The organism is Variovorax sp. LjRoot130, from assembly GCF_964253755.1.
In the GTDB taxonomy this organism is placed as follows: domain Bacteria; phylum Pseudomonadota; class Gammaproteobacteria; order Burkholderiales; family Burkholderiaceae_C; genus Variovorax.
On record NZ_CAXURM020000001.1, the window covers coordinates 3,794,239 to 3,808,975 of the forward strand.

Annotated in this window: 4 protein-coding genes; 1 reads left to right on the forward strand and 3 read right to left on the reverse strand. The window is 66.4% G+C overall.

Going from position 1 to position 14,737, the window contains the following annotated elements:
• Positions 1-46: 46 nt before the first annotated feature.
• Together ACSQ86_RS18865 and ACSQ86_RS18870 are read right to left on the reverse strand one after the other, a co-directional pair.
• Entirely contained in the window at positions 47-553 is a 507-nt protein-coding gene (locus ACSQ86_RS18865) for a glycoside hydrolase family protein (RefSeq protein WP_436309402.1), read from the reverse strand.
• The gene (locus ACSQ86_RS18870) at positions 550-813 is read right to left on the reverse strand and encodes a holin (protein WP_436309403.1); all 264 of its coding nucleotides are present in this window, start codon (positions 811-813) and stop codon (positions 550-552) included. Before ACSQ86_RS18870 ends, ACSQ86_RS18865 begins: the two co-directional genes overlap by 4 nt.
• 224 nt (positions 814-1,037) lie before the next feature.
• On the opposite strand from ACSQ86_RS18870, the gene ACSQ86_RS18875 reads away from it, so the two are divergent.
• Entirely contained in the window at positions 1,038-1,949 is a 912-nt protein-coding gene (locus tag ACSQ86_RS18875; RefSeq protein ID WP_436309404.1) for a hypothetical protein, read from the forward strand.
• An 87-nt stretch (positions 1,950-2,036) separates the two neighbouring features.
• On the opposite strand, the gene ACSQ86_RS18880 is transcribed toward ACSQ86_RS18875, so the two are convergent.
• Entirely contained in the window at positions 2,037-14,726 is a 12,690-nt protein-coding gene (locus ACSQ86_RS18880) for a PLxRFG domain-containing protein (RefSeq protein ID WP_436309405.1), read from the reverse strand.
• Between the last annotated feature and the right edge of the window lie 11 nt (positions 14,727-14,737).

A 14,737-nucleotide genomic window follows, 5' to 3' on the forward strand; every position in this document is an offset into this window, starting at 1 on the left:
AAGATCCACTTGCGCGATGCGTAGCGGGACTCTTCGTTGTCGTCAGTCATTGGACAGCCTCACATTTCTGATGGCGCTCGAGCTGGCGCGTCCACACGCCGGCGCAGCGCTTGTTTCCGGGGGTTGAACAGTCAAAGCCGGCCGCGAACCTGTAGGCCAGCAGGGCATCGCAGGCCGCGGCGTAGTCGCCGGCCAGGATGTGGCGACGCATGGACGAGCTCGCCCAGCGGCCCGTGCCGTACTGGTAGACCCAATCCATGTAGAGGTCGAATTCCTCTTGTTGGAGGCTCGCGCCGTCGAGCGAGCGGCGGAAGATGGCTTCTTCCTTGCTGATGTGCGCCTGGGCCTTGACCAAGGCACGCGCCGGCGTGGTGGTGTCGCCCAGCTTCACGGGCTCGCCGTTCTCGTGGAACGTGGAGCCGAAGCCCACCGTCGGGCGGTCCCCCATGGTCGGGATGACGGCGCGATCGGTGTAGCTCTCGTGCTGGACGATGCCGATGAAGCCGGCCGCGCTGAGCGACAGCGCCGCGACGAGGATGCGAACCTTGTTCACTCGTCGGCCTCGCTGCGCTCGAGACGACGCATGCGCGCCTGGTGCTCTTCCTTCTCGCGCTCGTCGCGCGCCTGCTGGCGCAGGTTCTCCTGACGCTTGAAGTAGATGTTGACCAGCAGGCCGGCAATGCCAAGCAGCAGGCCGGCAGCCACGCCGAATTCCGACGACAGCAGCCAGCTCGCGACGGATGCGCCGGCGCCGGTGTAGGTGACTTTGCTGCCCGCGGCCGCTACGGTTGCCTCGATGGCTTCGCGGCTCATGCGCAAAGCCCTCGCGGTCGGAGGGCTTGGGGGTCAACGGAGAAGGCCGTCGCCTTGGATTGGGTGGGCATGTCGGTCCTTGGTGGACCGCACTGCCCCGGTAGGTGTGCACGCCGTTTATAGGCGGATGTCTAAGTCTTGATCAAGGGGGGTTGCGTTCCGATTCGGCCCGATAATGCGGCCGGCCGTCGCAACAACCGCAAGCCGCTAGGCACATCGAGAACATGCACCACCAAAAGGCCTACGAAGCCACGACAGCAATCAGAAACGAGCTTCCTATAGCGGTGAGACAGGCGGTGCGCACTCTCTTGGAGAAGAAGCATCTTTATCAGTCTCAAGCTGTCGACATAGCGGGCGTAGTCAAGCGGCATACGGTTCCCTCGGGCCCCCACGAACTAGTTCTCGCGGACGCTATCCGTGATGTGGACACGTGGCCATGGGTCGTCAATGACGACAATCCACTGACGGTGATGGCGTCAGCAGTTAAAGCCAGCAATGACTCCCAGAAGAGCGTCCTGTGGGTGGCGCCGGACATTAAGACTTACTGTCCGCAGTGCGACAGAGTGGAACCTTTCAACTCCGTTTCAGCGACCAATTTCCTGAACAGGGCGGATGCCTACGCAGGCGGGATTCGCGGGGTACAAGTTTTCGTCCTGTCTTACCTTTGCCAATCGTGCAAATCCATCCCCCAGGTGTTCCTGATTCGCAAAAATGGCACCAAGCTGACCCTGTGTGGACGAGCGCCTATGGAGCACGTTGATACGCCCAAGACAATTCCGGACTCAGTTGCGAAGTACTACTCTGGCGCGATGATCGCCTTTCAGTCAGGGCAGACCCTTGCGGCACTGTTTCTTCTCAGAACACTTTGCGAGCAATGGGCTTTGCTGCACGCCCAGCCCGGCGACTTTGCCGACGCTGCCATTGAAGCGTACATGGCGACACTGCCACTTAACTTCAAAGGCAGCTTTCCTTCGATCAAGGCCCTGTATTCGGACCTCAGCGAAGCGTTGCACGCAGCACGTGCGGACGATCAATTGTTCGCCGCGAGCGCAGAAGTCATCCGAGACCACTTTGAAGCGCGCAAGCTATTTAAGCTCGCTCTTCCCGTCACGGTCGTCGAGCCCAGCAAAATATGATGTAAGCAGCAGCAGCCATGGCCGCGGTCACACGCCAGTCCACCGTCGCCACCATCAGGATGCCAAGCACCACGCTCGCTGCTGCCATCAGTTCGTCCCTTCCTGAAGCTGCCGTTTCACTTCCTGCCGGATGGCCTTGGGGGCTGCTTGAGCAACCCGCGAGGCGCGGTCCTGGCGCATAGCCATCACACGGCGGCGGACGCCGGCCATATCGATGGTCATCGGTGAGTGGGGGTTTTTGCGGTTCCACTCGCGCACTGCATCGCGCACCGCTTTCTGCTGCTCGGCGTCCTTCTCGTACACGGCTTTTGCCATGTCCGCGGCTAAGTCCTGCTTGGCAAGCCGATTCTGCGCCACCATGGCCTGCGTCGTAAAGCTGCGCTCTGCCTCGCGCGCGACGTCGGCCGGCTGGAAGCCGATCGCCTTCACCAGCCCGTCGATCGGCGATGCATCCATCACCTTGCGGCCCTTGGTGTCCTTGTATTCGCCGGTGAGCATGACCTCGATGCCCTTGCGCAGGTTTTCGGCTGCCTTCGGCGCCATCATCGTGCCGCCCTGCACCACGTCGCCGTCCAGCACCTTGCCGGCGCCCTCGTAGCCGCGCTGCACCAGATCCGCGGCCGGGCCCAGGAGCTCGGCAACGTCCCGGGCGTGGTCCGCCTTCTTCACCAGCAGGCCGGTGCCGGGCAGCATGTTGTCCATGCCGAGCCGGCCAGCCACGTCGATGGGCACGCCCGGGAAGCCGGAGATTCCGCGCTCCGCGAAGTTGGCACCGCCCTCGCCCAGCGTGTTGATGAGGAACTGGCGCCGCGCCTGCTTCGTCGAGAAGGCGTAGCCCAGGCGCTGCATGATTCCGTCGATCACGTCCTCGGCGTCCGACATGAAGGGGATGCCACCGGCCCCGGACAACAGGAACAGCATCGCCAGAGCGAAGAGCGCGGCTTTCTTGCCCTCGGGCCCGCCCTGGGTCGCCATCCGGTGCAGGAGCTCGGCGTAGCTGATGCTGTACTGCTTGAACGTGAAGATCACAGAGCCGACGGCGCCCCGCGCCCATTGAGGCTTGTTGCCCTTGTTGTAGACGAACTGGGTATCGGCGATCGCCTTCTCGGCGAACTTCACCGGGTTCGCGATGCCCTGCTCCACCGCCGTGCGGTAGGCCGCGATGAAGGTCACGCGACGGTTGAACTGCTCGGCCAGGCTGAAGGGCTTGCCCCACGCCACCATGATCTTCGCGCCGGCGTTTTGCGCGGCCGCCCAGGTGTTGCCCAGCTTCGTGCCGTCGCCAGTCTTCAGCGCGGCCTTGCCGCGGGCCTGGGCGATGAGCTGGTGCACTTCCTGCGGCGCCACGATGCCCTCGGCCTCGGCGTGCTTCAGCGCGGCATCGAGCTTTGCGTCCCCGGTGGTCGACTTCATCACGTCGGCCACGGCCTGCTTCATGCGAGCTGCCGACTTGGCGATGCCGCCGTACTGGCTCAGGTAGGGCATGGTCACAGCGAAGGGCTGCGTCATGTTCACCATCGCCGAAGCGATCGAACCGCCGATGTATTGCGCGAACAGCAGGCCGCGGATCTGCTGCGCCTCTTCCTGCGGGTTGCGCACGTAGTCGGCCATCTTGATCGCCATGTCCTTGAGCTCGCCGTCCTCCTTCGGGATGTCCTGGGTGGCGCGGGCGATATCGCCGGCGTGCAGGTTCTGCGCGGTCAGTCGGGCATTCGAGTAGACGAAGCCGGCCAGGACGCGGCCCGGGTCTTCGCTGTAGCCGGCGATGCCCTTGCGCTGAATCAGGCGCTTCATGGCGCTGCGATTGCTCTTGGCCAGCTTGAGGTACTGCTGGAACATCTGGTTCTTCGCCTCGTCGCCGTCGGCCTCGAGGCCCACCATTTCGCCAAACAGCTCGAGCGTCTCGGGCGTGATGCCGTTGAAGAGCTTGTAGGCCTGTTGGCTGACCGTGCCTTGGGTGATGGTGGCGCCGGGGAACTGCTCGCGCAGGCGCCGCGCGGCCGCGCCGCGATCCAGGCGCGACTCGTAGAGCCCGAAGTGCACGCGCTCGCCGTCGGCGTCCACCACGTCGACCGTGTAGGAGCCGTAGCGCGAGAGCGGTGCGTAGCCATGCTCGATCAAGCTCTTGATCTTGTCGCCCTTCTCGATCATGGTGTTGGCGCTGTCGATCAGCACGGCAGCGCGCGACGGGTCGTCCTCGGCCATCTGCAACAGGTGATCGCGCAGCAGCACCGCAGCGTCATCGGCCGTCGCCGCGTCGAGCACCATCTGGCGCAGCGCCTCGGTGTCCTTGCCGCCGAAGCGCAGCATTTCGGCCTTGCCCAGGTTGTTCAGGCTCTTGTCAACGGCAGCCCGGAATTCGCGGTAGAGGTCGATCTGGTCGGGGTTCAGGCCGAAGGTCGTCTTGAGCTCCGCGTCCGTGAACACCACGCCTGCCTTCAGAAATTCGGCCTCGAAGCGGTTGCGCACGGCGCCCTCGTACACGTCGAGTTTGGAGGCCTGCCAGCGCTGGAGCTGCTCGGGCGTCACAAGGCGCTTGCGCAGCAGCATCTGAGCCTTGGCCTCGGTTGGCAGCGCGGCGTAGCGCGCCTCGAGCTCTTCCATCTTGATGAGCCGGCCGTCTTGGTCGCGGGCATAGGTCAGCGTGCCCTCGAAAACCGGCGCGGCCAGCGCCTTGGTGTCGGCCAGGGACATCGCCCCCTTCTTCAGATCCGCGAACGTCTCGAGCTTCGGCAGGATGTTGGGCGCGAGGTCAGCCGCTTCGGTTGCGTAGAGGCTCACGTCCTGCAGGAAGGTTTGCACCGCGTCGTAAACGCGCTTGAAGGCCGGCCGGCGCTGCGCGAGGTCGTGCATGGTGCCGACGGTCTTGTGCCACCAGCCCACTACGCCCTGCGACTTGAACAGGTCGCCCACCACATCGGAGGCCTTCGCACGCCACTCGCGCACGTCGTTCAGGCCCTCCACCGGCGCATCCGGAGTGCGCACCACGCGGCCCTGCACGCGCTCGAAAGCGCGTTGGCCGGGCTTGTCCGGCTGCACGACGCCCGCGGTGCGCAGCGTCATGCCCGATTCGCCCAGCGCATCCTCAACGATGCCGCCCTTGACGGCTGCCCGGACCGGCGCAGAGCCCATGTCCTCGTCGGAGCCGACGAGGAAGACGCGCGTGGCGCCAGAGTTGCGCAGCGTGCGCCGCACCAGCCCGGCGAGATACGGCGCGTTGCGCGTCAGGATCGAACTGGGCGCCTCGGTGACCACGCGCACGTTGTTCGATGCGTCCGTGCCGATCAGCGTGATCCATCCGGGCTTCTGAGCGCTCTTGCCGATCACCGCAAGGTCGGCCAGGGCGGCAATGGTCTTGCCAAGCAGAGGGTTCGGCTTGGAGGCCTGGAGCACCTTGTCGGGCCCGAAGTCCTTGGTGTGCACCGACGGCTGCGCGAGGCCCGTGCGAGACGACAGTTCAATGGTCGCGTACTTGCCGCTGTTGATGATGACGTGGGCGCGCAGGCCTCCAACCTCATTGCCCAGGGCATCGGTCAGCTTCAGGTCGTCGCGGCTCGGCGTCGGGTCGCCGTTCGGGTGGTTGTGCAGCAGGTAGTAGCCATCGGCGCCGGTGCGCTGCATCTCTTGATAGAACCACTCGTAGTACTGCTCGGTGTTCATGCCGGGCGGCATCATCGGCGCGTAGCCAGGCATGCGCGCGCTGACGCCAGTCGAATGCACGATGGCATCGCCCTTCATGAAGAAGACGCGGAACGTCTCGTACTTGGGGTTGCGGTAGACCTGAGCGAGCTCGGCGAGCTCTTCGGCGCTGCCGGCCGTGCGGCCTACGAGCGCGGTGGCACCAGCTTCTTCCAGCTGGGCGGTAATTCCGAGGCCGGTGACACTGGCCCGGCGTTGTACGGCTGCTGAATCCCCCCGCACGCCCGCAGTTCCGGCTCCGGCTTGGCTGCCGGCGTCGGCTTGGGAGGCTGCTTGGTCAGGGTTTCCATCGCCGGCATCGTACTCGGCCTGATTGGAGCGAGCAACCACCTCCGCAGAGGCCTTGTCGCCCTTTCCGGCGAGGCGCTGCAGCACGTCCTTGTGCTTGAGACGGGCCTGCTCGAGCTTGCCCTGGTCGGGCCATGCGCCAGTTTCTTCGGTCGCGTCGAGGTCGGCTTTCTCCTTCTGCGCACGGGCAAGCTGGCTCTTCAGGAAGTCCTGCTCGCCCGGGATGCTGTGCAGCATCGCGTCGACCAGCGCAACGACTCGTTCCGGCGCCTTGCCGGTGTCCTGCACGTAGAAGTCGCGGCTGGCCACCACCTTGCCGTCCTGGCGCAGCACCACGTCCATCATGACGGTGCCGGCCTTGTCCAACGAGCCTTCCACGGTCACGTCGTAGCCGCCAATGGTGCCCACGGGCTTCTCGACTTGATCCGCGATGGAGTCAATGACCGCCTGCTTGATGGCGCTGCCCACGCGCGTCCGGCGGCGGTAGTCCTGGCCACCGACGTGCCACACGATTGGGTCCACGTCGCCGCGCAGATCCGAAAAGGCTTCGGCCATTGCGGCGCGCGCGGTGTAGCGCTCGCCGTTGATTTCGACGTCAATCGGCGCAGCGCGCTCGGTTTCCTTGCCGTCCTTGACGGTCTTGACCGTGGTTTCGTCGATGGCGCGCAGGTAGGCCTGGGCCTCGCGCCAGTCGGTGTATTCCTTGCCGTCGATGGTCGCCTTGAAGCCGGAGAGCCGGGCCTGTGCGTCGGCCGTGTAGGCATTCACCTTGGCGGCGCCGGCCTCGCCCGCCTTGATCTTGGGCGGCAGATCCGCCAGGCGCTCGGCGTTGCGCCGGCGGCGCGACTCGAGCTCGTTCTTGTTGGCGTCGAAGGAGCGCTTGCGCTGCTCGAGCTTCTTGACGTCGGCGCGCAGTTGAATCTCGTGCAGCAGGTCGATATTGCCGGTGGCGGCCGCCTGCATCTCGCCGGCCGAAAGCTCGAGGTCTTCAAAGGCGTTGTCGATTTCGCGGCCCACCTTGCGAGTGCGAAGCTGGTTGATCATCTTCAGCTTCGTCTCTTGGACCTGCCACATGCGCATGTCCAGCGTGTCCTTGGTCACATAGGCCAGGATCTCGACCTCGAATTCGGCCACCTCGTTCATCAGCGCATTGCCCTGGCGAATGATGCGGCCCTCGCGCTGCTCCACGTCCGACGGGCGCCACGGCACGTCCAGATGGTGCAGCGCCACGAGGCGCTCCTGCACGTTGGTGCCGGCGCCCATCTTTGGCGTCGAGCCCACCACCACGCGAATCTCGCCGGCGTTGACCTTGCGGAACAGACTGGCCTTCTGGTCGTCGGTGTTGTAGTCGTGGATGAAGGCGATTTCCGCGGCCGGGATTCCCTTCTCGATGAGCGCGGCGCGCAGGTCGTCGTAGACGCTGAAACCGCGCTCCGCGGCCTTCACCGCGTCGAGCCAGTCCGGGCCCCGTGCGTCGAGCTCTTCCTGAGCTGCTTCGGCGTCTTCCACGATGGCGAGCGCGGCCTCGTTGCCGAGCACCGCGGATGCCTGGATGTCTTCGCTGGCGGCAGCCACGCGCTCCTGCAGCGCCTGATATTCCTTGAGCTCGGCCTTGGCGTGCTTCACTGGCGTGCCCAGGTCGGAGAACACCAGTTGCGTGCCCATGACCGCGGCGTACTGCTGGTAGCGCGCCAGGATCTCATCGGAGGCGCGGTCCACGCGCCCGCCCTTCTCGCGGTCGATCACCTTCGGATCCACCAGCCGGATGTCCATGGCAGCCTTGCGGCCGTCGCCCATGATGACCAGCACGTTGTCGTCGCCCTTCTTCGGCGGGCCCTTGCGTGCCTCAACGATCTTCGCTCGCTGGGCGAGTTCTTCCATGTAGGCCACTTGCGCCGGCGTCTTGTCGAGCGACACCGGCGCGCGGCGGTCGCCCTTGAGCTTCGGCAGTGGGAACTCGGCTCCGTCGTTCTCTTCGCGATAGGCGGTCTTGATGTCCTCCATCGTCACCGTGTCGCACACCTGATCGAACATCTTCAGGAGCTCGGGGGTGTTCACGAAGTTGGACATGCGGCTCGAGGCCTTGAAGCCGTCGCCGCTGGGCTTCTGCATCCAGACCTGCTCGACGCTCGCGAAGGTGTTGGCCCAGGCATCGAACGACTCGAAGCCCAGCTCCTTCATGGCGGTTGGCATCAGGTACCGCATCATGTGGTACATCTCGGCCAGCGAGTTGGACACCGGCGTGCCGGTGGCGGCGACGAAGCCCTGGTCCCGGCCGTTCTTCGCGAAGATCTGGTTGATCTTCACGTACATGTCATAGGCGCGCTGGCTGCCGGTCGAGTCGCCCAGGCCCTGCACGTTCTGCATCTTCGTGCTGAACATCAGGTTCTTGAACATGTGGAACTCGTCGACGGCGAGCTGGTCCACGCCGAGCTGCTCGAAGTCCAGCAGGTCGTCCATGGGCTTGTCGCGCAGCGCCTTGATGCGGTTTTCCAGCTTCTCCTTCAGCGCCTCGAGCTGCTTCACCGTGCGCTTCTTCTGCGGCTTGTCGCCATCGCCGTCCTCCACCGCCTTGATGGTCGCCACGATGTTCGCGACCTCTGCCTGGTTGAAGGCAGCCTCGAATTCCGGCGCGGGCTTGATGAAGCCGAAAGACGAGTGCGCGATCACCACAGCGTCCCAGTCGCCGGTGGCAATCTTCGCCAGGAATTTGCGGCGGTTGGCCCGCTCGAAGTCCTTCTTAGTCGCAGTCAGGATGTTGGCGCCCGGGTAGAGGCGATAGAAGTCCGCGGCCCACTGCTTCACCAGATGGTTCGGCACCGCCACCATCGGCTTGTTGGCGAGGCCCGTGCGCTTGAGCTCCATCGTGCCGGCCACCACCGTGAAGGTTTTGCCGGCGCCCACTACGTGGTCGAACAGGGTGGTGCGGTCCTGCACCATGCGCGCGATCGCGTTGCGCTGGTGGCGGCGGAACTTGATGACCTCATCGGGCACCTTGCCCGGGAACTCCATCATCGAGCCGTCGTAGACGCGCGTGACGTAGTTGTTGTTGGTGTCGTTGTACGCGCGCACCAGCTTCTCGGAGCGGTCGGCATCGGCGAAGAGCCAGTCCCCGAAGGCCTCGCGGATTTCCTGCGCCTTGGTGTTGGCCTGCTCGGTCGCCTCGGCGTCGGTATGGGTCTTGCCCTCGCTGTCCCGATACGTGACCTTCACCGCACGGTTGTTCAGCAGCGCGGTCAGGAGCTCCCCGCCATTCATCTTCGGCGTGCCCCAGGTCGTGCGCCACGCCACGTCGTTCGCCGGCGTGATGTCGACCTGATAGCTGCTGTTGAGCTTCATGTAGCGCACGCGCGCCTTGGTGCCGTCGCCGAAGAGCTTGACCGCGAAGTCCTCGTAGGCCTGCTCGGGCACCCAGGGCGAGCCCACGCGCGCCACGATCTGGCTGGCGCCCACATCCTCGGGCTGCACTTCCTCCAGGGCGCGGGCGTTGGCCGACAGGCCGGCAGCGCGGGCCTGCGCCAGCTTCGCGCGCACGTTGCCCGAGAGGTAGGCGTCCCGCAGCACGAACTCGTCCGTTGCCGGATCGCGGAACAGGAGCGGCTTGTCGCCGGTCGAGAGCTCGCGCAGCACGTCATCCGGGTCGCGCTTCAGGATCTTGCCGATGTAGGCCGCGTCCAGCTTGCCGCGCTCGGCCATCGAAACGGCCAGGGCGTCGGCGGCGGAATCCACGCGGCGCACCTGGGTGCGCGCTGCGACCACGCGCCGCTCGAAGATCGGCGCCTTCTTCGCGGTCGACTTCGTGGGCTTGATGCCCTGGCGCTTCGCCGCGGCCGGGCCGATGCCGGGCGTGTAGTTGTGCTCGAGCGAGGCCAGCAAGGGGAAGTCCGGGTCATCGTCGAAGACGCGCAGCGTGCTCGGGTCGTTGATGAGCCCGTGCTCCTTGCGGTAGGCGTCGTACTGCTGGTTGAGCGTGCTGCGGAGCTGCCCCATGCCCTTGTCGTCGTCGGCCATCTCCGCGGCGATCAGGCCGCGCAGCGTCGAGCGCATGCCGGCCAGCGCCTTGATGCGCGCGAATCCGGCCTCGCCCAAGGTGGTTTTCTCGGTCCACTGGGTCGCCGGCGTGACTTCGGTACCGCGCGCCTCGCCGCCCAGGTCGGGCAGCCGCTGCATGAGCTTGTCGCCATCGAGGAAGAAGCCGCCCTCCTGCACGGTCGGGTTCTTCAGCGCGACGATCGCGGCCTTGGTCTTGTCGGCCGTGCCGGTGTCGGCGATCGACTGATAGACGCCCTCGGGCAGCTTGCCGACGGCTTCCTTCAGCATCGCGAGCGTGTCCTGGCCAGCGCGCGCGACGAGCGCCGGCTGGTCGGGCCCGTACATGGTGCCGAAGGCGCCGAAGTCGCCGAGCATCATGTGCGGGTTGTCGATGAAGTACTGGTTGAGCGCTACCTGCTTGCCCTGGCGGTCAGAGTAGCTGCCGGTGTTCAGCCAGCGCTTGGCGTCCTGCTTCGCGGCCTTGCCGCCGATGTCGGCATCCGATCGCTTCTGCAGGAAGATGATGTCCGTGGTGACCTCGGTGTTCGCGTTCTTCGCGAAGGCGCTGTTCGGCAGCCGGATCGCGCCGAGGAACACCGTGCGGTCGCTGATGTACTTCCGGGCACTGTCGGTCTTGGCGTCGAGGAAAGAATTGGTGACCACCTGGGCCATCACGCCGCCCTCGCGCAGCATGTCGACCGCCTTGGCGAAGAAGTAGTTGTGCAGGCTCAGGCCGGACAGGTGCTTGCGGCCGCTGCGGTCGGTCTGCGTGTCGCTGGCGAAGGGAGGGTTGCCCACCGCGGCGTCGAAGTAGGCGTCATTGCCCTTGAACTCGGTGAAGTCCGCGCGCTGCACGATCTGGCGCGGGTACAGATGCTTGGCGATGGCGCTCGAGAACGGCTCGCGCTCGATGGCGGTGAAGCGGCCGGCGCTGCGCATGTCGGCAGGCATGAGGCCGATGAAGTTGCCCACACCGGCGCCGGCCTCGAGCGTCTTGCCGCCCGTGAAGCCGAAGCGGCGCAGCGCCGCGTAGATCCCGTCCACGATGATCGGGCGGCTGGTGTAGTGCGCGTAGCGCGTCGAGCGGCGCGCGTCGGCCAGATCCTGCTCGGACAGAAGGCCCGTGAGCTCCGCGTGCTCCTTGGCCCAGTCGGCATTCTTCGGGTCGAAGGCCTGCGGCAGCCCGCCCCAGCCGACGTATTGCGCCAGGACGCGCTGCTCGGCCGGCGTAGCCAAGCGCGCGCTCGCCTCGAGCTCGTTCAGCAGCCGGATGGCCGCGACGTTGTTCTTGAACTTGGTCTTCTGGCCACCTTCACCCAGGCCGAGGTCATCCTCGATGGTGAAGTCTTCGGCCTTGATCTGCGGCGCCGCGATCGGGGGCGCGTTGGGGGCCTCGTTGGGCCCGCCCTCGGGGATCAGTCCCGACTGTTGGGGTCGAAATCCGTCAGGCCGCGCATTAGGTCGCGGTGGGCGCGATACCCTTGGCTTTTTGGCATCTTGGGCTCCTGGCCCGGTTCCTCGGGCGGGAACAGGTACGTCTCCCGCACTTGCTCCCACGCTTCCTGCCACGTCGCGCCCTGAGTCGTCAGGACGCGAATCCCCGCTGCCGTCGCGTCCGCGGCTTCCGTCAGCGCCTGCTCGAGCTTGCCCGCCTTCTCCAGCGTGGCGTACATCTTCGGCAGATGCTCCTTCCAGTGCGCCCTCGCTTGGGCTATCCAGTTCGCGTGCTGCATTTCCATCTTTCGGTGCTCCAGTATCTGCGGCCGGGGCCGCGGGTGCAATGCTGTCCAAATCTGCAGCTTCGACCGCTGCAGCTGTGTCCAGGCCTTCGATGGCCGTGGCGCGCGGGTCGAACTTCAGCGCCATGTAGAGCTGCTTGAGGTACGGGCGGATGCCCTCGCCCATGTCCTCGAGCATGGCCTTGGCGTAGGCCGCGAACGAGCGCGCGCCCTTCTCGATGTGGTAGCCGGCCAGGGTGATGCCGTCCTGCAGGAGCTCGGGGTCGATGCCCGAGCTCACGCGGCCCAGCTTCGCCTTCATGCGGGCGCGCGCGGCGGCCGCCGCATCCTCGGTGAAGATCTTGTTGGCGCCGACGGCCGGCGCGGGCGCGGGAGCCTTCGCCTCCTTGCGCGGCTTGGCGCCGAAGTCCTTCAGCACGCGGATGGTTTCGGCCTCGAGGTTCGCCGGCTCGTACTTGCCCGACTGCTTCTCGTCGCCCACCACGAACCAGCGCCCATTGCCGTCGAAGGCGATGTTCTTTTCCTTCGATGCGATGTAGTAGCGGCCGTCTGCATAGTCGCGCCCGAAGTTGACGAAGCCGTCGACCTCGCCGATCGCGGTGGCATCAACCTCCATCCCGTCGAAAGCCTGCTTAACGCGGGTGACAACCTGATTGGACGGAAATCCGTAGCCGCTCCGGCCCGGGGTGCGCAGATCCTTGGCAGGGTCAGCGCGCGGCGCCGGCGCGGACTCGGGGGCGGCTTCGCGCGCCGGTGCTGGTGCGCTGGGCTTATCCGCCTTGCCCTTCGGTGCCGCGGCGGTGGTCACCGCGGCCGGAGTTGCGGGCGCCGGAGCGTCCGCCTGTGCATTCTTCAGCGGGGGCAGCTTCTCGATGTGGGCCTCGCGGATGAAGTAGCCCTTGGCCTTCACGTTCCACGTGGACGGATCGACGGCCTCTGCCTGCTCCTTCGTCAGGTCGGCGCGCCACACGCCGCGCAGCACGCGGCCGCGCCCGGTGGTGTGCTCAACGACTTCGCCGCGATCGGCTGGCGCTACTGCCGGCGCGGCAGCCGCATCACCGGCTGGTCGAAGTGCTGCAGCACCGCCGCCTGGCGCAGCATCTGCTCCACTACCTTCTTCTGGTGCGGCTTCAGCAGCAGCACGCGCGGGCTCGGCTGCGGGTTGGGGTTCGACTTTCGCACTGGTGACCTCCGGTTGGACGGCCGACTTGCGCACAACGAAGCCGCTTTTGACGGGCACGACTTCATGGCCGGGGCCGGCCTTCTTCGCTGCGTTGCTGGCCGGCAGTTTGATGGTGAAGGGCAGGCCCTTCGAGTTGGTGATGTCGCCGTCGATCACGCCGGCGTCGGCGCGCTCCTTGGCGAGGCGGCGCTCGTCGCGCAGCTTCTCGCCCTGGGCGAACTCGGGATCGTTCTTCGTCGCGAGGCGGAAGCCGCCCTCGGTGGGCACCGGCAGGCCGGTGATGCTGGATCCGCTCGACTTCTGCGCCTTGCGGTAGGCGTCGGCCTCTTCGTAGGTGGCGAAGCTCTGCGGGCCCTGCGGCTCGGCCGCTACGGCTGCAGCGGGAGCGGCGTCGATGCCGGCAGGTTCAGCAGCTTGGTCAGGGACGACGGGCGCCCCTTCTGCCAGCACGCTATCCGCCATGCCGCCAGCCATGCCGGGTTCTGCAGCCGCGGCAGCAGCGTCCGGTAGCTGCGCTCCACTCTGACCGGGAAGCTGTTCGCCGACTTCATCAGCCGGCGCTTGATCGCTCGCACTTTCACTGGGGACTCCTTCGGGGTTGATCGATGCCGCGGCCTTCGCGAGTGCGCCGACGGGCTTGGGCTCCACGTCGATGACTTCGCCGTTCGCAGTCTGTGCAGCTCGAGACAGCGGGCCCTTCTCCACGATGCCGCCAGCGCGCGCGGCGCGATCGGCCAGCACGTCATTGCGCTGCTCGGTGGTGGTGGCGGCGCCGTCCGGGCCGACGTTGATGGTCGGCGCCGGCAGCGCCAGCGGATCGTTCGCGGCAGGTACGGCGGTGTCGCTCGGGTCGTTGGCGGCAGGCTGCTGCGCCGGCGCCACCACCTTCGGGCTGTGCAGCGCGTTCGCGCCGCCGCCCATTGCGGCGCCCGTGAGCATGCCGAGTACTGCGGCTTGGTCCACGCCCTCTTCCAGCGGCTTGCCGAGCGCGGCGTTCTGGAGCACTTGCTCCTGAATGGACTGCGGCAGCTCTTCGAGCACGCCCTCGGCCACCGCGCCCTCAAGCACGCGGCGCACAATACCCTTGGCCTTCGCGGTGCTCTGCACGGCACCCACCAGCATGGTGTCGACGTCGGCGATGCCCAGCGACTTCGCGACCTTGTTGCCCAGCAGCCCGAAGGCGCCGGTGCCGACACCGGAGGCGATCGCCGCAGCAGACTGCCCCTTGGACAGCAGGCCGTCGTCGGTTTCCTGGCGGATCTGTTCGGCCTGGCTGCCAGCGCCCATGATGCCTTCGCCGGCAGCCGCGGCGATGGCGCCGCCCACCTTCGGAGCGCCGGCCATGATGGCGCGGCCCACACCGGCGCCACCGATCATGCTCGGAGCCGATTCGACGGCTGCGTGACCGATGACGGAAGGGTTCTCCAGGGCCGCGACGAACTTGCCGCCGAAGCCCGGCGCATCGCTCACGTTCTTGAAGGCCTGCTTCTGCTGGTCCGAATAGAGGTCGTCCAGCATGGCCTTGGCCTCTTTCGGCCGGTAGCCCACCGCCTCCATGCCCTTGCCCGCGTAGCCGCCAGTCGCGAGGTCGGCCACGCCCACCAGCGCCTCGCCTGCGCCGATCACGCCCTTGGTGGCGCTGATGCCCACGTCGCCGGCCACGCGCGCCCACGAGCGCGGCTCTACCGGCGCCTCGGGGGTTTTCGCCCCGATGGCCTTCGCGATGTCCTCCGGAGCCATGTCCGGGTAGTGGACCTCGTGCAGCACGCGCACGATTTGCTGGTCATCGAGGTTCGCCCAGTCGGGCTCTTTCGCGCGGATCTCGTTGATGTTCATGAGGGGTGGTG

Coding starts and splice junctions, on each gene's coding strand:
- ACSQ86_RS18870 (WP_436309403.1), bottom strand. CDS start 813: ATGAGCCGCGAAGCCATCGAGGCAACCGTAGCGGCCGCGGGCAGCAAA.
- ACSQ86_RS18875 (WP_436309404.1), top strand. CDS start 1,038: ATGCACCACCAAAAGGCCTACGAAGCCACGACAGCAATCAGAAACGAG.
- ACSQ86_RS18880 (WP_436309405.1), bottom strand. CDS start 14,726: ATGAACATCAACGAGATCCGCGCGAAAGAGCCCGACTGGGCGAACCTC.